This is a genomic window from Microbacterium sp. WHRI 7836 (assembly GCF_040223885.2).
In the GTDB taxonomy this organism is placed as follows: domain Bacteria; phylum Actinomycetota; class Actinomycetes; order Actinomycetales; family Microbacteriaceae; genus Microbacterium; species Microbacterium oxydans.
Genome location: NZ_CP168171.1, coordinates 925800 through 947147, shown reverse-complemented (window position 1 = coordinate 947147; position 21348 = coordinate 925800). Strand labels below are relative to the sequence as shown.

Annotated in this window: 13 protein-coding genes and 1 tRNA gene; 1 reads left to right on the top strand and 13 read right to left on the bottom strand. The window is 67.5% G+C overall.

The window, feature by feature from the left end:
• Positions 1 to 27: 27 nt before the first annotated feature.
• The 8 genes from ABRP18_RS04440 to ABRP18_RS04405 all read right to left on the bottom strand — a co-directional run bounded on the left by ABRP18_RS04440 (position 28) and on the right by ABRP18_RS04405 (position 9023).
• Positions 28 to 1689, bottom strand: a complete 1662-nt coding sequence (locus ABRP18_RS04440; protein WP_349885615.1) for an ABC transporter substrate-binding protein — start codon at positions 1687 to 1689, stop codon at positions 28 to 30.
• 49 nt (positions 1690 to 1738) lie between these two features.
• Positions 1739 to 3409, bottom strand: a complete 1671-nt coding sequence (locus ABRP18_RS04435; RefSeq protein ID WP_349885614.1) for an ABC transporter ATP-binding protein — start codon at positions 3407 to 3409, stop codon at positions 1739 to 1741.
• Positions 3406 to 4275, bottom strand: a complete 870-nt coding sequence (locus ABRP18_RS04430; protein WP_193762298.1) for an ABC transporter permease — start codon at positions 4273 to 4275, stop codon at positions 3406 to 3408. The genes ABRP18_RS04435 and ABRP18_RS04430 overlap by 4 nt, the downstream gene beginning before the upstream one ends.
• Positions 4272 to 5261 carry an ABC transporter permease gene (locus ABRP18_RS04425; protein ID WP_082738513.1) on the bottom strand — a complete coding sequence of 330 codons (990 nt, stop codon included), beginning with the start codon at positions 5259 to 5261 and terminating at the stop codon, positions 4272 to 4274. The genes ABRP18_RS04430 and ABRP18_RS04425 overlap by 4 nt, the downstream gene beginning before the upstream one ends.
• Positions 5258 to 6595, bottom strand: a complete 1338-nt coding sequence (locus tag ABRP18_RS04420; RefSeq protein WP_349885613.1) for a M20 family metallopeptidase — start codon at positions 6593 to 6595, stop codon at positions 5258 to 5260. Before ABRP18_RS04420 ends, ABRP18_RS04425 begins: the two co-directional genes overlap by 4 nt.
• Complete coding sequence (locus ABRP18_RS04415) at positions 6592 to 7533, bottom strand: aldo/keto reductase (protein WP_349885612.1); 942 nt, start codon at positions 7531 to 7533, stop codon at positions 6592 to 6594. The genes ABRP18_RS04420 and ABRP18_RS04415 overlap by 4 nt, the downstream gene beginning before the upstream one ends.
• A gap of 389 nt (positions 7534 to 7922) precedes the next feature.
• Positions 7923 to 8007, bottom strand: a tRNA-Tyr gene (locus tag ABRP18_RS04410).
• 86 nt (positions 8008 to 8093) lie between these two features.
• On the bottom strand, positions 8094 to 9023 hold the full coding sequence (locus ABRP18_RS04405) for a PfkB family carbohydrate kinase (RefSeq protein WP_193762295.1): 930 nt from the start codon (positions 9021 to 9023) through the stop codon (positions 8094 to 8096).
• A gap of 17 nt (positions 9024 to 9040) precedes the next feature.
• Between ABRP18_RS04405 and ABRP18_RS04400 the strand changes: the two genes are divergently transcribed.
• Positions 9041 to 9709, top strand: a complete 669-nt coding sequence (locus ABRP18_RS04400) for a hypothetical protein (RefSeq protein WP_308472278.1) — start codon at positions 9041 to 9043, stop codon at positions 9707 to 9709.
• A gap of 135 nt (positions 9710 to 9844) precedes the next feature.
• Here ABRP18_RS04400 and rpoC read toward each other — a convergent pair whose 3' ends face one another.
• From rpoC to ABRP18_RS04375, 5 genes are all read right to left on the bottom strand, one after another.
• On the bottom strand, positions 9845 to 13720 hold the full coding sequence (gene rpoC, locus ABRP18_RS04395) for a DNA-directed RNA polymerase subunit beta' (protein ID WP_061017157.1): 3876 nt from the start codon (positions 13718 to 13720) through the stop codon (positions 9845 to 9847).
• A gap of 80 nt (positions 13721 to 13800) precedes the next feature.
• Positions 13801 to 17304, bottom strand: a complete 3504-nt coding sequence (locus tag ABRP18_RS04390) for a DNA-directed RNA polymerase subunit beta (RefSeq protein ID WP_061017158.1) — start codon at positions 17302 to 17304, stop codon at positions 13801 to 13803.
• A 299-nt stretch (positions 17305 to 17603) separates the two neighbouring features.
• Entirely contained in the window at positions 17604 to 19319 is a 1716-nt protein-coding gene (locus ABRP18_RS04385; RefSeq protein WP_231728803.1) for an ABC transporter ATP-binding protein, read from the bottom strand.
• A complete protein-coding gene (locus ABRP18_RS04380) occupies positions 19316 to 20281 on the bottom strand; it encodes an ABC transporter permease (protein WP_349885611.1) in 966 nt (321 codons plus the stop codon). The genes ABRP18_RS04385 and ABRP18_RS04380 overlap by 4 nt, the downstream gene beginning before the upstream one ends.
• A gap of 34 nt (positions 20282 to 20315) precedes the next feature.
• Positions 20316 to 21320 (bottom strand): ABC transporter permease, encoded by a 1005-nt coding sequence (locus ABRP18_RS04375; protein ID WP_058630491.1) that lies wholly within the window; start codon positions 21318 to 21320, stop codon positions 20316 to 20318.
• Between the last annotated feature and the right edge of the window lie 28 nt (positions 21321 to 21348).

Sequence of the window (21348 nt, the reverse complement as noted above, 5' to 3'; positions counted from 1 at the left end):
CCTTTTCCTCTCAACAGGGGTGGTGCGTCACTCGGAGAGCCAGGTGTCGTAGAACGAGTCGGTGTAGCCGACGGCGTCGAAGGTCCATCCGTGAACGGCCGGAGTGGTGCCGACGATCTTCTTCGGGATGTACAGCGGAACCGCGAAGCCCTCGTCGAGGATGCGGGCCTGCACGATGTGCGCCGCTTCGATGCGCGCCTCGGGGTCGCCGTCGGACTGCACGATCGCGTACTGCGCGTCGATGACCTCGTCGTTCAGCAGGCCGTAGTTGATGCCGTTGCCGCCGTTGCGCGGGTCGGCGCTGGAGGTGAAGGGCGAGACGGAGGTGCCCACATCGGCGTAGCCGCGGGAGGCGTCAGCGAGGTTGTGCTCGTTCTTCGCGATCGCCGCCGTGAAGGAGGCGGTGTCGAACGGGATGCGCTCGACCTCGAATCCGGCGTCCTTGAGCGAGGAGGCGATGGCCTCGCCGAGCTGCTGACGCTGATCGGTCTGCACGTACAGGCTGTCGAAGTACCAGTCGATGTGCAGACGCTCGCCGTCCTTGACCCGGTAGCCCGCGGAGTCGACCTCGTCCCAGCCCGCTTCGTCGAGCAGTTCCTGCGCCTTGTCGAGGTCGTAGCCCCATGAGCCCTCCAGGCTCTCGTCGTAGGCGCCGACCGGCGGGGTGCCGGGCAAGGTCGTCGTCCAGGAGCGGCTGTAGACACCGCCGTAGACGCTCTTCAGGAGGGCATCGATGTCGATCGCCTCTCGGAACGCGAGGCGCACGTTCTTGTCGTCAAAGGGAGCGATGTTCGTGTTCAGCGCGAGATAGTAGGGCGTTCCCGTGTTGTCCTGCGTGATGACGGTGTTGCCGGCCGCCTCGACCTCGCCGATGTTCAGCGGCGGCACCTGATCGATCGCGTCGGCCTGCTTCGAGTTGAGAGCACCGATGCGCGCCTGCGTCTCCGGCACGAACTGGATGACGACCTCGTCGAGGTAGGCGGGCCCCTCGTGGTCCGCGGTCTCGGGTGCCCACGCGTAGTCGGGATTGCGCTCGAGCACGAGCTTGGATCCCTTCGCGTATTCCTTGACGAGGAAGGGGCCGGTCCCGATCGACAGGGCCGGGTCGGTCCCGAGCTCGGCGGGGGTGTGCTCGCTGAGCACCTTGCCGGAGTAGATCGGCCAGTGCGGGGTGGAGAGCGCGTGGATGAACGCGGCGTTCTTGCGACCCAGGGTCACCTGCAGCTCGTCGTCGCTCAGGACAGCCGTGGAGACGATGGCATTGCCCGCAGTCGCCAGACCGACCTCGTTGAGCGGTCGGTCGAGGTTCTGCTTGAGCACAGCCGCGTTGAACGGGGTTCCGTCATGGAAGACGACGTCATCGCGCAACGTGAAGGTGTAGACCAGTCCGTCGTCGCTGATCTCCCACCCTGTGGCCAGATGCGGCTTGTACGTGCCGTCCTCCGCCTGCACCACCAGCGGGTCGAAGATGCTGCTGTTGATCGAGTTCAGGTTGAGGGAAGGGACCTTCTGTCCGTCCCAGGTCCCGGGCTCGGTGTTCGCGAGATAGGTGAGCGTCCCACCGGAGACCGGCGAGGCGTCCGCGGCATCCGACGACGACGGCGCCGATGCGCCGCCGGCGCAGGCGGACAGGGCGAGGGAGGCGGTCAGGACGGCGCCGAACGCGAATGCTGCTCGTGTTCTGTTCATGGTGAGGTTCTTCCTTGGTCGCTGTGTGCGGGTGTGGTCGGGTGGGCGGTCAGGGCAGGAGGCGCGGGACGGCGGCGAGCAGTTCGCGGGTGTAGGGCTGGGCGGGAGCGGCGAAGATGTCGTCGGCCGGGCCCGACTCGACGACACGTCCGTGCCGCATCACGACGATGTCGTGCGCCAGATGGCGGACGACGCCGAGGTCATGACTGATGAAGAGGAGCGAGACGCCGAGCTGCTCCTGCAGCGCCTGCAGCAGGTCGAGAACCTGTGCCTGCACCGAGACGTCGAGCGCTGACACCGGCTCGTCGCACACCAGCACGTCGGGGTTCGTCGCGAGCGCCTTCGCGATCGCGACCCGCTGGCGCTGCCCACCGGAGAGGTCGAGGGGACGGCGTGCGAGCACGGCACCGGTCAGTCCGACCTGGGTCAGCAGCTCCTCGGCGCGCTCCCGACGCCGCTCGCGAGGAACAGCACCCGCGGCGATCGCTTCACCGAGCACCGCGGCCACGTCATAGCGCGGGTCGAACGAGCTGAGCGGATCCTGGGAGATCGACTGGATGCGCGGACGCCGGATTCGTCGCTCCCGCTCGGGGATCCCCGACCAGGGCTTCGCGTCGAACACCACCTCGCCGCGATCGGGGGCGAGGGTGCCGAGGACGATCTGCGCGGCCGTGGACTTGCCGGAGCCCGACTCCCCGACCACGCCCAGAGTGGTGCCGCGGCGGAGGGCGAAGGAGACGTCGTCGAGAGCCGTGAGGACACCACCGGGCGCGCGGTACGTCTTGTGGAGGCCGCGGGCTTCGATCACGGGGGTCGCGCTCTGCAGGGTGGCCTCCGATGACCGCCGCTCCTGCAGCACCGGCAGCGGGGCGGTCGAAAGACGCGTGCCGCGACGATGCTCGGCCGGAATCGCGTCGATGAGCCGACGCGTGTACGGATGCTGCGGGTCGGCGAAGATCGTGCGTGGAGCTCCCCGCTCGACGACCACGCCGTGTTTCATCACCAGGATCTCGTCGGCGATGCGGCTCACGACGGCGAGGTCGTGGCTGACCAGGAGGATGCCGGTGCCGGTGGTCTTGAGTTCGATCAGCAGATCGATGATCTGCGCCTGCACCGTGACATCGAGCGCCGTCGTCGGTTCATCCGCGATGAGCACGCGCGGCCCACCCGCGATGGCCGACGCGATCAGAGCACGCTGTCGCAATCCACCCGAGAGCTCATGCGGACGCTGCTGCGCGCGCATCCGAGGCTCGGGGACACCGACGCGACCGAGCAGCTCCTCGACGTTGGCCGCACGCGCCCGCCGGGAGCCGATGCCATCGAGACCTTCGGCGACCTCGGCTCCGACCCGACGCAGCGGATCGAGCGAGACCAGCGCGTCCTGATGCACGAGGCCGATCCCACTCCCCCGCACGGCACGCCATCCGCGACCACGCAGCCCCCTCAGGTCGATCGCGCCGTAGCGGAGCTCGGTCGATGTGATCTGCGCGCCGCGGCCGGACAGTCCGAGAAGACTGCGCGCGGTGACACTCTTGCCCGACCCCGATTCGCCGACCAGGGCCACGCAGCGTCCGGCAGCGACGGCGAACGACACGCCGTCGACCGCAGGGGCAACGGCCCCGGGGAAGCGCACACGCAGGTCGCGCACCGAGACGATCGCCGTCTCGTGGGCTTCCTCGTCGACGGTCGACACCAGGGGGTGGGAATCGACGACGGTCACAGCGACCTCCTCCGCGAGACGACGCTCTGCTGCCACCAACGGCCGGTCACCGTGACCGAGACCACGGTCAGGGTGATGAAGACTCCGGGCCAGACGCTGACCCACGGAGCGAGCGAGAGGTACTGTCTGGCCTCCGACAGCATCAGCCCCCATTCCGGGGTGGGCGGCACGGCACCGAGTCCGAGGAAGCTCAGCGACGCGCCGAAGATGATGCACACCCCGACGCCGAGCACCGAGTTGACGAGCACGGGGCCGAGACTGTTGGGAACCACGTGCCGCGCGACCACCGTGAGCGACGGCAGCCCGAGCCCCACGGCCGACGAGACGTAGGAGGATCGGCGCACCTGCAGCACTTGAGACCGCACGAGGCGAGCCGCACCGGGGATACGGCCGATACCGACGGCCCAGATGACGCTCGACATCCCCGGGCCGAGCACGGTGATCAGGATCAGCGCGAGCAGCACCTCGGGAAAGGCGAGCAGGATGTCGAGGAACCGGCTGATCAGCCGGTCGGCCAAGCCGCGGGAGTATCCGGCGGCGACCCCGAGCACGATGCCGCCGACGAGGCCGATCGCCGTCGCGAGCAGGCCCAGAGAGAGCGAGTACTGGGCGCCGTGCAGAACGCGTGAGAGCACGTCGCGACCGAGCTGATCGGTACCGAAGGGGTGCGCCGCACTCGGCGCCTGGAGTGAGGAGAGCGGATCACCCTGCAACGGGTCATATGAGGTGAAGGCCCCAGGAGCGAGGCCGATCACGAGCAGGGCGGCGAGCACCGCGATCGCCAGGAGCACGCCGACCGGCGGATGCACCCGTCGGCGCACGAGGCCGTCGGCGGGGGCCGGTTGCAGGACGGCCGAAGCGGTCATGAGCGCGCCTCCTTCAATCTCGGGTCGAACAGCGGGTACACGAGGTCGACCACGATGTTCACGACCACGAACACCAGGGCCGCGAAGACCACGGTGCCCAGCACCACCGGGATGTCGCGGTCGGCGACCGCGGAGACGGCGATGCGGCCGAGGCCCGGCCGGGCGAACAGGGTCTCGAGCACTGCTGCGCCGCTGAGCAGCGAGCCGAAGATCAGCGTGCTCAGCGTGAGTGCCGGAATCGCGGCATGGCGCAGCACGTGGTGCGAGCGCAGCCGACTCTCCGAGACACCACGGGCGAGGACGGTCGTCACGAAGGGCTCGTGCAGCGTGTACTCCATGCGCTCGCGGAGCACCTGGGCGAGCACCCCGATGAGCGGCACCGAGAGGGTGACGGCGGGGAGCACGAGGGAGGCGGGACCATTGGCGCCGAAGGCCGGGAAGATCGGGAACGTGAACGAGAGCAGGTTCATCAGCAGGATGCCGAGCCAGAACGACGGCACCGAGATCGCGACCAGCTCGATCGCCTGCGCAGCCAGACGCGCCGAGCGGCGACGTCCGGACGTGGCGAGCGCGAGTCCCACCGCGACGATGCCGGCGATCGCCATGGCGGTCACCGTGAGCTCGACCGTCGCACCGAGCTCGGAGAAGATGATCTGTGTGACGGGGGCGGAGCGTTGGTAACTGATCCCCAGATCCCCCTGCACCAGGTTCGCGAGGAACGTGAGGTACTGCACGAACACGGGTTGGTCGAGGCCGTAGTACGCGGCGACCTGTTGGCGCAGCTCCGGCGGCGCATCGAGCACCCCGGCGAGCAGGCTGTCGAGCGGATCGCCGGGAATCAGCTTGAGCGCCACGAAAGCGAGGGTCGCCGCTGCCCAGAGCACGATCACCGCGTCGAGCAGCCGGTGCAGGGTGAACGGCAGCCACCCCCCGAAACGGACGCCGCGCACCCGGGTGGCCGGTGCGAGCGCTGCTGTCGCCGTCATCCGTCCCCCCAGCGGTACCGTCCACCGGTCGCGACGAACTCGGCGGAGACCGCCGCCTGCAGCCCCTCGTCGGCGAGGTAGTCGAGTGCTGTCGCGGCGAGACCGATCGCACCGTCGACCAGCGCGTCGAACGCAGGAGGACGCACGGTGGCATCCGCGAAGGCGGCGTTGTGGGGCAGCACGTCGGAGGCCGCGCCCAGACCGAGCGCCGGGTGTATCGCCGGGATGAACTGACTGACGTTGCCCATGTCTGTCGATGGGCCGCCCTGCCGCACGACCGCCGGCCGTACAGGGACGGATCTGCCCTGCCGGGTGAGGGCGGTGGCCCAGCGCTTGTTCAGCTCGACGTTCGGGCGCAGCGGGAGGTAGGGCGGCTCGAAGTCGACGTCCAGCTCCGCCGTGGTGCCGGTGCTGAGCGCCGCCGCTTCGAGGATGTCGACCACTCGCTGCGTCAAGGCGTTCAGCGTCGCCACCTCGGTCGAGCGGATGAGGAACTCCGCAGCGGCGCGCTCCGGCACGACGTTGGCCGCCGCGCCGCCGTCGGTGATGATGCCGTGGATCCGGTCGACGGGCAGGATGTGCTGACGCAGCTGCGCCACGCCCTGGTAGGCGGTGACCACGGCGTCGAGCGCGTTGAGACCGAGGTACGGACTGAGCGCGGCGTGGGCCGCGCGACCGCGGTAGGTCACCCGCACGCGGCGCACGCCGCTCGTGCCGCCTCCATACACCGGGGAGACACTGGTACCTCCGCCCGGGTGCACCATCGCCGCGGCATCCACGTCGTCGAAACCGCCGGCGCGGATGATGAGCTCCTTGCCCGCCCCGCCTTCCTCGGCCGGGGTACCGATGATCGACAGGCGCCCTCCGCCCGGCCCGAGATGATCCCGTGCCGCCAGGAAGGCTCCGACTGCCTGACCGGCGATGATGTTGTGCCCGCACGCATGACCGACCTCCGGCAGCGCGTCGTACTCCGCGATGATCGCGAAGTGCGCGTCGCCCTCGCCCACCGTGGCCCGGAAAGCGGTGTCGAGTCCGAAGGCTCCGCGTTGGACGTCGATGCCGTGTGCGTCGAGGAGGTCGGCGATGCGTCCGGAGGAGTAGACCTCCTGGAAGCCGATCTCGGGGTTTTCGTACAGATCGGTGGCGAGCGCGACGAGCTCGGGGCGCAGAGCCCTCACCGACGCGGCGATGCGGTCGTGCGTGCCGTCCGCGGCACCGTCGAAGGCACTCTCGATCGAGGCGTCGGCGGGGATGCTCCCCCGCTGCGGTGCGGCGGTGTCGAAGGCCAGATACGCGTCGAGCGGGTCTGTGCCGGGTCGGATGTCGAGGCTCATCTCTCGTCCTCCGCCGTGCGACGCGGGTCGAAGGCGACGCCGCCGAGCGCATCGGCGACCTCGGTTGCCAGCCGACTCGTCACATCATCCGGCAGTCGCAACTCCAGGGCACGTCGATTCTCGGCGAGGTGTCGGAGGGAGCGCGACCCGACGAGGGCGAGTCCGTTCGGACGCGTGCTCAGCGCCCAGGCGAGGGCGGTCTGCGCTGCCGACAATCCGAACGGTGCTCCCCCCGCGCCGAGCACCCGGAAGACCCGGTCGTACTCGCTGCGCGCCAGCCCACGACCGATCAGCGCCCAGTAGGCGACGAAGGGCACGCCCAGCTCCGCGGCTCTGTCGGCGACCACCGCGTTCGCCGGCGCCGCGATGTTGTACAGGCTCTGCACGGCCGCCGGCACCTCGATTTCGACCAGTTCGTCGAGCTGGGTGAGGTCCGGCTCGCACACACCGAGGTGACCGATCAGCCCCTCGTCGCGGAGCTCGCGCAGCGTTCCCCACTGATCGGCGAGCGGGACGGCAGGGTCGATGCGGTGCAGGTACAGCAGGGGGATCTGATCCCGGCGCAGTCGGAGCAGCGTGGCGTGCACCTGCTGACGGAGATAGTCCGGTCGGCCGAGCACACCCCACCCGTGCGGACCGGTGCGCAGCATCCCGACTTTAGACGCGACGAGCACGTTCTCAGAGGGACGGACGACGTCTCCGATGATCTCGTCGCTGATGCCGGGACCGAGCGCATCGGCGGAGTCGACGTAGTCGTATCCCTCGTCGATCGCGGCACGCAGGAGCCGGCGTGGCTCGCCCTCGTCGGAGGCGCGCCCCCATCCGTCACCTGCGGTGAGCCGGGCGGCGCCGAAGCCGAGCCGGGAGACTGGTCGCCCGGCCAGGGTGATGCTCGTCTGCGCCGATGGCGCGACGGCTGGGATGCTGACGGTGTGCACGGGACTCCTCGGGTCGACTTCTGCCCGAAATCTATGGGCTCGCCCGCACCTGCAGCCCGTCCGCAGTCACCGTTCGTCGTCGATGGATATCCGGCTTCACGACGCGTAACAGGGAGACTTCGTCGAGCCCGTCGACGTGCGATGCAGGTCCGGTCCCCCATTCACACGGTCCGCTCCGTCGAGGGCCGTGCAGCGGACGTGGTCAGGCGACGACGGCGGTGACGTCGGATACGCACGCCGACCCGTGTGGATGCTCGGAACGCTGTCGCGGGTGCCCGGGATCGGGCTCGCCCTGACCGGCTGTGTCACGTGGTTATCACGCGGCCGGTTCAGGGAACAGCTAAGGCCCCGACTCCCGCGTATTTCCGCGGATCTCGGGGCCTTGATTGTGGTGGCGAGTGAGGGATTCGAACCCCCGAATGCAGTGCAGTCTGATTTACAGTCAGATCCCTTTGGCCGCTTGGGTAACTCGCCAGAGCGCACCCGTCCGACTTGAACAGCCAACCGGGGGCGCGAGAGATAAGCATACCTGTCCGAGGCGGGTGCAAGAAATCGAAACGTCAGCTGCCGTTCACGCCCCGCCCCGAGTCGGCCAGAGACTCCGGAGTCCGCAGCAGGCCGCCCTCTGCGCGGCAGGTCGCAGCGGCGATGTCCATGGCTCGCAGCAGGAGCACGCGCCACTGCGCCAGGTCGGACGGCGACGCCGAGACCAGGCCCTCGGAGACCGCCGCGAGCGTCGCGTCACCCGCCCCGACGGTGTCGATCACGGCTCCGGGAAGCTGGGCGATGGGCACGGAGACGACACCGGCGTCCGCATCGATCGTGGCACCGTCCGCTCCCGCGGTCGCCAGTACGGCAGCGGCTCCGAGGTCTCGCAGGCGCCCCCGCAGTGCGTCCAGGTCGCCGTCGTAGAGGATCGCTGCATCATCCGCGCCGACCTTGACGACGGCCGCCGACGTCGCCAGCCGCTCGAACCCGCGGACGAACTCCTCGCGATCGCTGAGCATCCCGGTGCGCGGGTTCGGGTCGACGGCGACCCTCGCATCGCCCAGGGCATCGACCAGGGCATCGACCTCTGCCGGCACATCGAAGGGGAAGCAGCTGATGGCGACGAGCGCGGCGTCGGAGATCGCCTGACGTGCCTCATCGGAGTATCGGATGCTGCGCTTCTGCGCCGCCTCATTGAACACGTACTGCGGCTCGCCGTTCGACGCGCGCTGTACGACGGCACGAGAGGAGCCGTGCGGGGCCTCGCTCGAGATCAGGCGCACCCCGTGATCCCCGAGGTACTCGCGGATGTGGGCGCCCGCTTCATCGTCACCGACCATCGCGATCAGCGTGGTGTCGACCCCCAGCCGACGAAGGCCGACGGCCACGTTCAGCGCAGCGCCGCCGACGAGCTCGCGCACCCCCGAATCATCACGGATCTCATCGATCAGGGCATCGCCGATCACGACCACGGAACCGGCAGCAGAAGTCACGTTGCTCACCCGCTGACACTATCGCGGTGCCGGGACGCCCTGACAACACCGCGATCCTCTCGCGTCCCGACGCCGGAGGGCAGTACGGTGTGGCCATGAACCCCCGCCTCGCCGGCGCCGCCGTGGCCCTCTCGCTCCTCATCGCCCTCACGGCGTGCACTCCGCAAGCCGGCGCGGGAGCAGGGTCCTCGGCGCCCTCAGCAGCGAGCGACGCGCCCAGCCCGGACTCGACCAGCACGGAGGGGCCCGGAACACCCTCCCCCACGCCCACCGCCAAGGCCGTCACGCTCCCGACCGACTGCCGCGCGATCCTGTCGGAATCCGTGCTCGCCGAGCTCGGAGACATCCCGCTCAACGACGCCGCCTTCGGACCCTCGGGCGTGGGTGCGGACGGCGCCCTCACCTGCAATTGGGCCGACCCGCGCGCAGACACCACGAGGCTCACGACCACCATCTCGCGGATGAACCGCGGTCCCGCGCTCGACATGCTCAATGCACTCGCCGACAACGAGGGCTTCTCCTGCTTCACGCCGGACGGCGGCACCCGATGCGAGAAGACCTGGCCCAACGAGCAGTACCCCGTGACGGACGGCCGCACCCTGTTCTGGCGTGACGACGTCATGATCGACACCCGCTACTCGAACCTGGCGCCGACCGGTTACACCTCGAGCATCATCGAGCACATCTTCGACTGACCCCGCCGCGCCCGGAGCCCCGTCGACGGCATGGCGTGAAACCCGGGCACGGAGAAGGCCCCAGGGCGAACCCTGGGGCCTTCTTCGTCACTCAGCACTCAGTTGTGTCGCGACTTCGTCGCTCGACAACCTCAATCAGTTGTAGGTGCCGGGAGTGATGTCGTCCGTCGAGAACGCGTCGAAGTCGACGTAGCCGAAGTCACCATCGGCGTACGCACCGTCGGATGCGAAGATCCGGTTCGGGTAGCGCTCGCTCTTGGCTTCCTCTGTGGCCTCGACCGTGACGTCGCGGTACTTCGAGAGACCGGTTCCGGCGGGGATGAGCTTACCGATGATGACGTTCTCCTTGAGACCGACCAGCGGGTCGCGCTTGCCCTGCATCGCAGCCTCGGTGAGCACGCGGGTCGTCTCCTGGAAGGAGGCGGCCGACAGCCACGACTCGGTCGCGAGCGACGCCTTCGTGATACCCATCAGCTCCGGACGGCCGGACGCGGGGCGCTTGCCCTCTGCCACAGCCTCGCGGTTGATCGACTGGTAGCGCTTGAGGTCGACCATCTCACCCGGGAGCAGGGTCGTGTCGGCGTGATCGACGACGGTGACCTTGCGGAGCATCTGACGGACGATGACCTCGATGTGCTTGTCGTGGATCGGCACACCCTGCGAGCGGTACACGCCCTGGACGCCGCCGACGAGGTAACGCTGCACCTCGCGAGCACCCATGACGCGCATGATCTCCTTGGGGTCGAGCGTGCCCACCAGGATCGGCTGACCGACCGTGACGTGCTGCCCGTCCTCGACGAGAAGCGTGGCACGCTTCAGCACCGGGTAGATGACGGGCTCGTCGCCGCTGTCGGGCGTGAGGATGACCTTCTTGCCCTTGTCGGTCTCGTCGATCGCGATGCGGCCGTCGGCCTCGGCGATCGGCGACGCGCCCTTGGGGGTACGCGCCTCGAAGAGCTCCTGCACGCGGGGCAGACCCTGCGTGATGTCATCCGCCGATGCCGAACCACCCGTGTGGAAGGTACGCATCGTCAGCTGGGTACCGGGCTCACCGATCGACTGGGCCGCGATGATGCCGACGGCCTCGCCGATGTCGACGGTCTTTCCGGTCGCGAGCGAACGGCCGTAGCACTGTGCACACACACCGACGGCGGAGTCGCAGGTCAGGACCGAGCGCACCTTGATGGTCTCGACACCCAGAGCGACGAGCTTGTCGATCAGCACGTCACCGACGTCCTCACCGGCTTCGGCGAGGACCTCGCCCTTGCTGTCGACCACGGCCGAGGCCAGCGTACGGGCGAACACCGAGTTCTCGACGTTCGCGTCGCGCACCAGCTCACCCTGCGAGTTCGGAGCGGCGATCGGGAGCTCGAGGCCCTTCGACGTGCCGCAGTCCTCTTCGCGGATGATGACGTCCTGCGAGACGTCCACCAGACGACGGGTCAGGTAACCCGAGTCGGCAGTACGCAGAGCGGTGTCGGCGAGACCCTTACGGGTACCGTGCGTCGCGATGAAGTACTCCGCAACCGACAGACCCTCGCGGTACGAGGAGATGATCGGACGCGGGATGATCTCACCCTTGGGGTTGTTCACCAGACCACGCATACCGGCGATGTTCCGGATCTGCAGCCAGTTACCACGAGCACCCGACGACACCATGCGGTTGATGGTGTTGTCCTCGGGGAAGTTCGCCTTCATGGCGGCCTGAACCTCGTCGGTGGCCTCGGTCCAGATCTTGATGAGCTCCTGGCGACGCTCCGAGTCGGTCGTCAGACCCTTCTCGTACTGCGACTGGACCTTCGCGGCCTGCTTCTCGTAGCCCGCGACGATCTCCGCCTTGTTCGGCGGCGTGAGGATGTCGCTCAGGGCGACGGTCACACCGGAGCGCGTTGCCCAGTAGAAGCCGGCGTCCTTGATGCGGTCCAGCGACGCAGCCGTCTCGACCTTGGGGTACTCCTCGGCCAGCTTGTTGACGATCTGCGACAGCTTGTTCTTGTCAGCCTGCTCGCGGACGAACGGGTAGCCCTTCGGCAGCGTGTCGTTGAAGATCGCCTGACCCAGCGAGGCGTCGACGAGACCGTGACGCTCGTAGCCCTCGGGAGCTTCGCCCTCGAGGAACGTCAGGCCGGGGATGCGGATGCGGATCTTCGCCTGCAGGTCGAGGGAGCCCTCGTCCTTGGCCAGGATCGCCTCGCCCACCGAACCGAATGCACGGCCCTCGCCGGTCGCGCCTTCCTTGACCGTGGTCAGGTGGTGCAGACCGATGATCATGTCCTGCGAAGGCAGGGTGACCGGACGGCCGTCCGACGGCTTCAGGATGTTGTTCGACGCGAGCATCAGCACGCGAGCCTCGGCCTGAGCCTCGACCGACAGGGGCAGGTGGACAGCCATCTGGTCACCGTCGAAGTCGGCGTTGAACGCCGCGCAGACGAGCGGGTGCAGCTGGATGGCCTTGCCCTCGACGAGCTGGGGCTCGAACGCCTGGATGCCCAGACGGTGCAGGGTGGGTGCACGGTTGAGCAGCACCGGACGCTCGCGGATGATCTCCTCGAGCACGTCCCAGACCTCGGGACGGGTGCGCTCGACCGCACGCTTGGCGGCCTTGATGTTCTGCGAGTGACCGAGGTCGATCAGACGCTTGATGACGAACGGCTTGAAGAGCTCCAGAGCCATCTGCTTGGGCAGACCGCACTGGTGCAGCTTGAGCTGCGGGCCGACGATGATGACCGAACGGCCGGAGTAGTCGACACGCTTTCCGAGCAGGTTCTGACGGAAACGACCCTGCTTACCCTTCAGCATGTCGCTGAGCGACTTCAGGGCACGGTTGCCGGTACCGGTGACGGGGCGACCACGGCGACCGTTGTCGAACAGTGCGTCCACGGCCTCCTGCAGCATGCGCTTCTCGTTGTTGACGATGATCTCGGGGGCACCGAGGTCGATCAGACGACGAAGACGGTTGTTGCGGTTGATCACGCGGCGGTACAGGTCGTTCAGGTCGGAGGTCGCGAAGCGGCCACCGTCGAGCTGGACCATCGGGCGCAGCTCCGGCGGGATGACCGGGACGACGTCCAGGACCATCGACGCCGGGCTCATGCCGGTCTCGAGGAACGAGCTGACGACCTTCAGGCGCTTGATCGCACGGATCTTGCGCTGGCCCTTGCCCTCGGAGATCTGCAGACGCAGGTTCTCCGCCTCGGCCTCGAGGTCGAACGCCGCGAGACGACGCTGGATCGACTCGGCACCCATGTAGGCCTCGAAGTACTGACCGAAGCGGTCCTGCAGCTCGTGGAAGACGTCGTCCTCCGGACGGAGTGCGCCGACCTCGAGCGTGCGGAAGTCCTCCCACACGCGCTCCAGCTTCAGGATCGCCTCGTCGGCACCCTTGCGGATGAGCGACATCTCCTTCTCGGCGGCGTCCTTGACCTTCTTCTTGGCGTCGGCCTTGGCACCCTCCGCCTCGAGAGCAGCGAGCTCCTCCTCCAGCTTGGCCAGGCGCTCCGCGATCTTGGCGTCGCGGCGGTCGCCGAGCGTCTTCAGCTCGAGACGGATGTTGTTCTCCTGCGTGCCCAGGTCGCGGTGACGAGCTTCCTCATCGACCGAGATGACCATGTAGGCGGCGAAGTAGATGACCTTCTCGAGGTCCTTCGGTGCCATGTCGAGCAGGTAGCCCAGGCGCGAGGGCACGCCCTTGAAGTACCAGATGTGGGTGACGGGAGCGGCGAGCTCGATGTGACCCATGCGCTCACGACGGACGGAGCTCTTGGTGACCTCCACGCCGCAGCGCTCGCAGACGATGCCCTTGAAGCGGACGCGCTTGTACTTGCCGCAGGCGCACTCCCAGTCGCGGGACGGGCCGAAGATCTGCTCTCCGAAGAGACCGTCCTTCTCCGGCTTGAGGGTGCGGTAGTTGATGGTTTCGGGCTTCTTGACCTCGCCGTAGGACCACGCGCGGATGTGGTCTGCGGTCGCCAGGCCGATGCGAAGCTCATCGAAAGTTGTGGACTCGAGCACTAGTTCTCCTGTGTCGGAAATTCTTTTTGAGAAGTCTGCTTCGGGGGGCCCGAGACGTGGGTCCCGGGCCCTCCGAAGGATTAGATCTCGTCGATCGAGGCGGCCTCGAAGCGGCTGGAGATGTTGATACCGAGTTCCTCTGCGGCGCGGAACGCCTCATCGTCGGTGTCGCGGAGGTTGACCAGCGTGCCGTCGGCCGAGAGGACCTCGACGTTCAGGCAGAGCGACTGCATCTCCTTCATGAGCACCTTGAAGGACTCGGGGATGCCCGGCTCCTGGATGTTCTCGCCCTTGACGATCGCCTCGTACACCTTGACGCGGCCGAGGATGTCGTCGGACTTGATCGTGAGGAGCTCCTGGAGCGCGTACGCGGCGCCGTAGGCCTCGAGGGCCCACACCTCCATCTCACCGAAGCGCTGTCCACCGAACTGCGCCTTACCACCGAGCGGCTGCTGGGTGATCATCGAGTAGGGACCCGTGGAACGTGCGTGGATCTTGTCGTCGACCAGGTGGTGCAGCTTCAGGATGTACATGTAGCCGACCGAGATCGGGGCCGGGAACGGCTCGCCGGAGCGGCCGTCGAACATCTGGGCCTTTCCGGTGGAGTCGATCAGACGGACACCGTCGCGGGTCGGGATGGTCGCGTCGAGGAGACCTGCGATCTCCTCCTCGCTCGCACCGTCGAACACCGGGGTCGCGACCTTCGTGCCGGGGGCTGCCTCGAAGGCCTGCTCCGGCAGACGCACTGCCCACTCCGGTGTGCCCTCGACCTTCCAGCCCTGCTTCGCGATCCACCCGAGGTGGGTCTCGAGCACCTGGCCGAAGTTCATTCGACCCGGGATGCCGAGCGGGTTCAGGACGATGTCGACCGGGGTGCCGTCCGCCATGAACGGCATGTCCTCGATCGGGAGGATCTTCGCGATGACACCCTTGTTGCCGTGACGGCCGGCGAGCTTGTCACCCTCGGTGATCTTGCGCTTCTGGGCGATGTAGACCACGACGCGGCGGTTGACGCCGGAGCCGAGCTCGTCGTCGCCGTCCTCGGCGTTGAACTCCTTGACCGCGATGATCGTGCCCTGCTCGCCGTGAGGCACCTTCAGGGACGTGTCGCGGACCTCGCGGCTCTTCTCGTTGAAGATCGCGCGGAGCAGACGCTCCTCGGCCGACAGCTCGGTCTCACCCTTCGGCGTGACCTTGCCGACGAGGATGTCGCCGGGGCGGACCTCGGCACCGATGCGGATGATGCCGCGCTCGTCGAGGTCCTTCAGCAGCTCCGGGCTGACGTTGGGGAGGTCACGGGTGATCTCCTCCTTGCCGAGCTTGGTGTCGCGGGCGTCGACCTCGTACTCCTCGATGTGGATCGAGGAGAGGGTGTCGTCCTTCACCAGGTCCTGGCTCAGGATGATCGCGTCCTCGAAGTTGTAGCCCTCCCATGTCATGAACGCGACGAGGAGGTTCTTCCCGAGGGCCAGCTCGCCGTTCTCGGTGGCGGGGCCATCGGCGATGACCTCTCCGACCTCGACGCGCTCACCGGCGTTGACGACGACCTTCTGGTTGTAGGACGTGCCCTGGTTCGAGCGGTCGAACTTGCGCAGGTGGTACTCCTGCGTTCCGCCCTCGTCGAGCATGACCACGACGCGGTCCGCGGAGACCTCGGAGACGACACCGGCCTTCTCGGCGGTGATCACGTCACCGGCGTCGATGGCCGTGTAGCCCTCCATACCGGTTCCGACGAGCGGCGAGTCGCTGCGCAGCAGCGGCACGGCCTGACGCTGCATGTTGGCACCCATGAGGGCGCGCTGCGCATCGTCGTGCTCGAGGAAGGGGACGAGCGAGGTCGCGACGGACACCATCTGGCGCGGCGAGACGTCGATGTAGCCGATGTCCTCGGGGAGGAACATGTCGACCTCGCCGCTGCCGCCCTTCGGGCGTGCCAGGACGTGGCTCTCGACGAAGCGACCCTTGGCATCGAGCGGGGCGTTGGCCTGCGCGATGTTGAAGTCGACCTCTTCGGAAGCCGTCAGGTAGTCGATCTGCTCGGTGACGACACCGTCGACGACCTTGCGGTACGGGGTCTCGATGAAGCCGAACGAGTTGATGCGCGCGAACGTCGCGAGCGCACCGATCAGACCGATGTTCGGGCCTTCAGGAGTCTCGATCGGGCACATGCGGCCGTAGTGCGACGGGTGGACGTCACGGACCTCGACACCGGCGCGGTCACGCGAGAGACCACCGGGGCCGAGCGCGGAGAGACGACGCTTGTTCGTCAGACCCGCGAGCGGGTTGTTCTGGTCCATGAACTGCGACAGCTGCGAGGTTCCGAAGAACTCCTTGATCGCGGCGACGACGGGGCGCACGTTGATCAGGGTCTGCGGCGTGATGGCCTCGATGTCCTGCGTGGTCATGCGCTCGCGGACGACGCGCTCCATGCGGGACAGACCCGTGCGGACCTGGTTCTGGATGAGCTCGCCGACCGCGCGGATGCGACGGTTACCGAAGTTGTCGATGTCGTCGGTCGCGAGACGGATCTCGGCCTTCTTGCCGCCGCGGATACCGGTGAAGGTCTCCTCGGTGCCGGCGTGCAGACGCACGAGGTACTTGATCGTGGCCACGATGTCCTCGACGGTGAGCACCGACGAGGTCAGCGGCTGGTCGAGGCCCAGCTTGTGGTTGATCTTGTAGCGACCGACCTTGGCGAGGTCGTAGCGCTTCGGGTTGAAGTAGAAGTTGTCGAGAAGCGCACGCGCGGCCTCGGCTGCGACCTGCTCGCCCGGACGGAGCTTGCGGTAGATGTCGCGGAGAGCATCTTCCTTCGTGACGATCGTGTCCTTCGCGAGCGTCTCCTCGATCGAGGTGTAGCCGGCGAACTCGGCCAGGATCTCCTCGCTGGTCATGCCCAGCGCCTTGAGGAAGACCGTGACGGACTGCTTGCGCTTGCGGTCGACGCGCACGCCGACCTGGTCGCGCTTGTCGATCTCGAACTCGAGCCATGCACCACGGCTCGGGATGACGCGCGCCGAGACGATGTCCTTGTCACTCGTCTTGTCGGGGGTCTTGTCGAAGTAGACACCCGGCGAGCGCACGAGCTGCGAGACGACGACGCGCTCGGAGCCGTTGATGATGAACGTGCCCTTGTCGGTCTGGAGCGGGAAGTCGCCCATGAAGACCGTCTGGGTCTTGATCTCACCCGTGAGGTGGTTCATGAACTCGGCCTCGACGTACAGCGGAGCGGCGTAGGTCTTGCCACGCTCCTTGCACTCCTCGATCGAGTACTTCTCCGGCTCGAGGTACGGGTTCGTGAACGACAGCTGCATCGTCTCGCCGAGGTCCTCGATCGGAGAGATCTCCTCGAAGATCTCGCCGAGGCCGCTGTTCTCGTTCACGTCGGTACGACCGGCGGCCTTGGCTTCGGCCACGCGCGCCTTCCAGGCGTCGTTGCCGACCAGCCAACCGAAGGACTCGGTCTGCAGGGCGAGAAGGTCAGGGACCGTCAGCGTGTCGGAGATCTTGGCGAACGAAAGACGGGAAGCTCCGCGTCCGTTCTTGGTGGTGGTGGATGTGGATGCGTTGCGAGCAGCAGCCAAGGGAATAACCTCCGTGAGCCCCGCAGGGCTTCTCGATTCCTTTGTCGTCAGGTGGAGTGTGCGCCCGGGAACTCAACAGATGCCGACCACCATATGAGGGCAGGGAGAAGCGAGCGCAACTACCAACTATACGCACGATTCTGCGACATGGCAAGCGCAATCCTTGACCAATCTTCGAACCTGCGGTATTGGCACCCCGCCGGAGTCGTCCACACCCACCGTCAGCGCCGAGACCCATCGCCGCAGACGTCTGCGGCGATGGGTCTCGGCGGGCGGGATGGGTGTCGGCGAACGGGGCCTCAGGAGGCGATGTTCAGCTCGTTGCCCGGGATCGACGCCAGCAGACGCCTCGTGTAGGGGTCGCGCGGGTTCGTGAAGATCTCCTCCGAGGTCGCGGCCTCCACCAGCTTCCCGTCCTTCATGACGCACACGTAGTCGCTGATCAGGCGCACCACCGCGAGGTCGTGCGAGATGAACAGGTAGCTCAGGCCGTACTCGCTCTGCAGGTCGCCGAGCAGCTTCAGGATCTGATCCTGCACGAGCACGTCGAGCGCCGACACGGGCTCGTCGCACACGATCAGATCGGGCGAGAGCGCGAGCGCACGGGCGATCGCGACGCGCTGCCGCTGACCGCCCGAGAGCTCGGACGGGTAGCGACGCAGCATGGACTGCGGCAGCGCCACGTCGTCGAGCAGTTGCCGCACGCGCTTGCGACGATCCGCAGTGCTCCCCCGCTTGTAGAACTCCAACGGTTCGGCGATCAGCCGCTCGATCGTGAACATCGGGTTCAGGCTCGAGTACGGGTCCTGGAAGATGGGCTGCACCCGCTGACGGAAGTCCTTCGTCTCCGCCCGGCTCAGCGACGCGATGTCCTTGCCCTCGTAGCGGATCAGCCCGCTCGTGGGCTCGATCACCTTGAGCAGCATCCGCGCGGTCGTGGTCTTGCCCGAACCGGACTCCCCCACGATCGCGACCGTCTCCCCGCGCGGGATCACCAGCGACACGTCGTCGACCGCGACGAAGTCCTCCCCGCGGCCGCGTACCGGGTAGACCTTGGTGAGGTTCTCGATCTCGACGATGTTGCCCTTCGACGAGCCCTGGGAGCCGGGAACCCCGGGGGTCGCTGATCCTGTCGAAGCGTCCGTCGCCGAGTCCACCGGCTCCTGCACCCGGAACGCCTCCGGCCGCAGACGGGCCGCCGCCACCGAGGGTGCCGCCTTCACGAGCGACTGCGTGTACGGATGCTGCGGATCCTCCAGGATCTGCCGGGCGTCGCCCTGCTCCACGACCTTGCCGCGGTGCATCACGATCACCCGTTCCGCGCGCTCGGCAGCGAGTCCCAGGTCGTGGGTGATGAGCAGCACCGCCGTTCCCAGCTCGCGCGTCATCTGCCCGATCTGATCGAGGATGGTCTGCTGCACGGTGACGTCGAGGGCGCTGGTGGGCTCGTCGGCGATCAGCAGGCGCGGCTTGCAGGCCAGACCGATCGCGATGAGCGCCCGCTGGCGCATGCCTCCGGAGAACTCGTGCGGGTATTGCTTCGCGCGCCGCGCCGGATCAGGGAGCCCTGCGGCAGTCAGGGCCTCGACCACCTTCGCCTGCACGTTCTGCCGCGTGGCGAGGCCGTGCGCGAGCAGCGTCTCCGCCACCTGTGTGCCGATCTTCGCCACCGGGTTCAGGTTCGACATCGGGTCCTGCGGCACGAGGCCGATGTCGCGGCCGCGGATCGTGCGCAGTTCGTTCTCCGGCGCTCGGGAGATCTCCTTCCCGTCGAGGCGGATGCTGCCGGAGGCGATCCGGCCTCCCCCGGCGAGCAACCCGATGATGGCCATCGCGGTGGTGGATTTGCCCGAACCGGACTCTCCCACGATCGCGACCGTCTCACCGGGACGGATCTCGAGGTCGACGCCCTCGACCGCGTGCACGACGCCGTCCATGGTGGCGAAGTCCACGGCGAGGCCCTGGACCGACAGCAACGGCTCGGTCGACATCTGCTTCTCCTTCGCGGCGCTCATCGCGCCCTCGTCCGTGGGTCCATCGCCTCGCGCAGCGCCTCACCCAGCAGGGTGAAGCCGAGCGCCGTGACGGCGATGCAGATGCCGGGCAGGAAGGCGAGCCAGGGTGCGATGGCGAGCTCGGCCTGTGCGTAGGTGAGCATGCGCCCCCACTCGGCCGTCTCCGGGCGGCCTCCGCCGAGGCCGAGGAACGACAGCGCCGCCGCATCGATCACGGCGGTGGCGAGCGTCAGGGTCCCCTGCACGATCACGGGGCCGATGGCGTTGGGCAGCACGTGCGACATGGTGATCTTGCCGCGGCCGAGACCGAGCGTCTGCGCCGAGAGCACGTAGTCGCTGGAGCGCTGCTGCAGCATGGATGCGCGCAGCAGCCGGGCGAAGATCGGCACCTGCGACGCCCCGATCGCGATCATGATCGCGAAGGGCGTCTGCCCGAGGATCGCAGCGATCGAGACGGCCAACAGCAGGTTCGGCACCGACAGGATGATGTCGACGATGCGCATGATGAGCGTGTCCACCCATCCGCCGAACGTGCCGGCGAGCAACCCGAGGATCATGCCGCCGACCAGGCCCATCGCGGTGGAGATGACACCGATCATGAGCGATGCCTGCGCACCCCAGATGAGCTTGGACAGCACGTCGCCGCCGAAGCGGTCGAGGCCCAGCGGGAACTGCGGCAGCTCTCCCGGCCCCGGGATGTAGGTCGGCGTGATGTACTTCGCGCCGGGCAGCGCCGTCTCCGGGTAGGGAGCGATCAGAGGTGCGAGAGCGGCGATGAGCAGGAACGCCACCACGATGGCCGCGCCGATCCATGCCGTCGGATTGCGGCGGAGGCGGCGGAACACATCCTGCCAGAAGCCGCCGGAGCCGTTCTTCAGGTCGGCCTGGGCGATGGCGACGGTGTCGATGCTGCCGCCGCTCTCCGCCGAGGGACCTTGGGCGGGCGGGAGTGCGATGGTCATGCGACCGCCTCCTTTCGGACGATGGAGCGGGACATCATTGGACCCTCACTCTCGGGTCGATGAAGCTGTAGGAGACGTCGACCGCCAGGTTGATCAGCGCGTACGCGATCGCGATGAAGATGATGAACCCCTGGAGGACGGGGAAGTCCCTGGTGAAGATCGCCCTCGCCAGGAACGAGCCGATACCCGGGAAGGCGAACACCGTCTCGGTGAGCACCGCCCCGGATATCAGCAGCCCGGTCTGCAGGCCGATCGTGGTGATCACCGGGAGCATGGCGTTGCGCAGGATGAAGCGGTTGCGCAGCGTCGGCGCACCGACACCCTTGGCCCGACCGGTGCGCACGTAGTCCGCGTTCTGCACCTCCAGGACACTGGCCCTGGTGATGCGGACGATGATCGCGAGCGGGATCGTACCCAGCGCGAGCGCCGGGAGGATCAGGTGCAGGATCGCATCCCATGCGGCATCGAACTCTCCGGTGATGATGCCGTCCCACACATAGAACCCGGTGGGATGGGTCGCGTCTATTCGTGGATTCTGTCGTCCGTCCGACGGCAGCCAGCCCAGCTGCACCGCGAAGACGTACTTCAGGATGAAGGCGAGGAAGAACACCGGGATGGTGATGCCGATCAGGCTCAGCACCACGGATGCGTGGTCGGTGAACTTGCCGTGGCGGCGGGCGGCCCAGTATCCGAGCGGGATGCCGATGCCGACCGCGAAGATGAGCGCCATCACGCTGAGCTCGAGCGTCGCGGGGAAGCGCCGCATGAACTCCTCGGTCACCGGACGGTTGGTCTGGATGGAGGTTCCGAAGTCTCCTTGGAGGAGCCGCCCGATCCAGATGAAGTACTGCTCGATGAGCGGCTTGTCGAAGCCGTAGAGCTCGTTGACTCTGGCGACGGCCTCGGGTGTGGCCTTCTCGCCGAGCAGGGCGACCGCGGGGCCGCCGGGAAGGGCCCTGACCCAGGCGAACAGCAGGATGCTGAGCCCGAACAGGGTGGGGATGAGGAACAGCAGTCGCCTGCCGATGGTGCGCAGCACGAAGATCTCCGTCGATCAGAAGGTACGT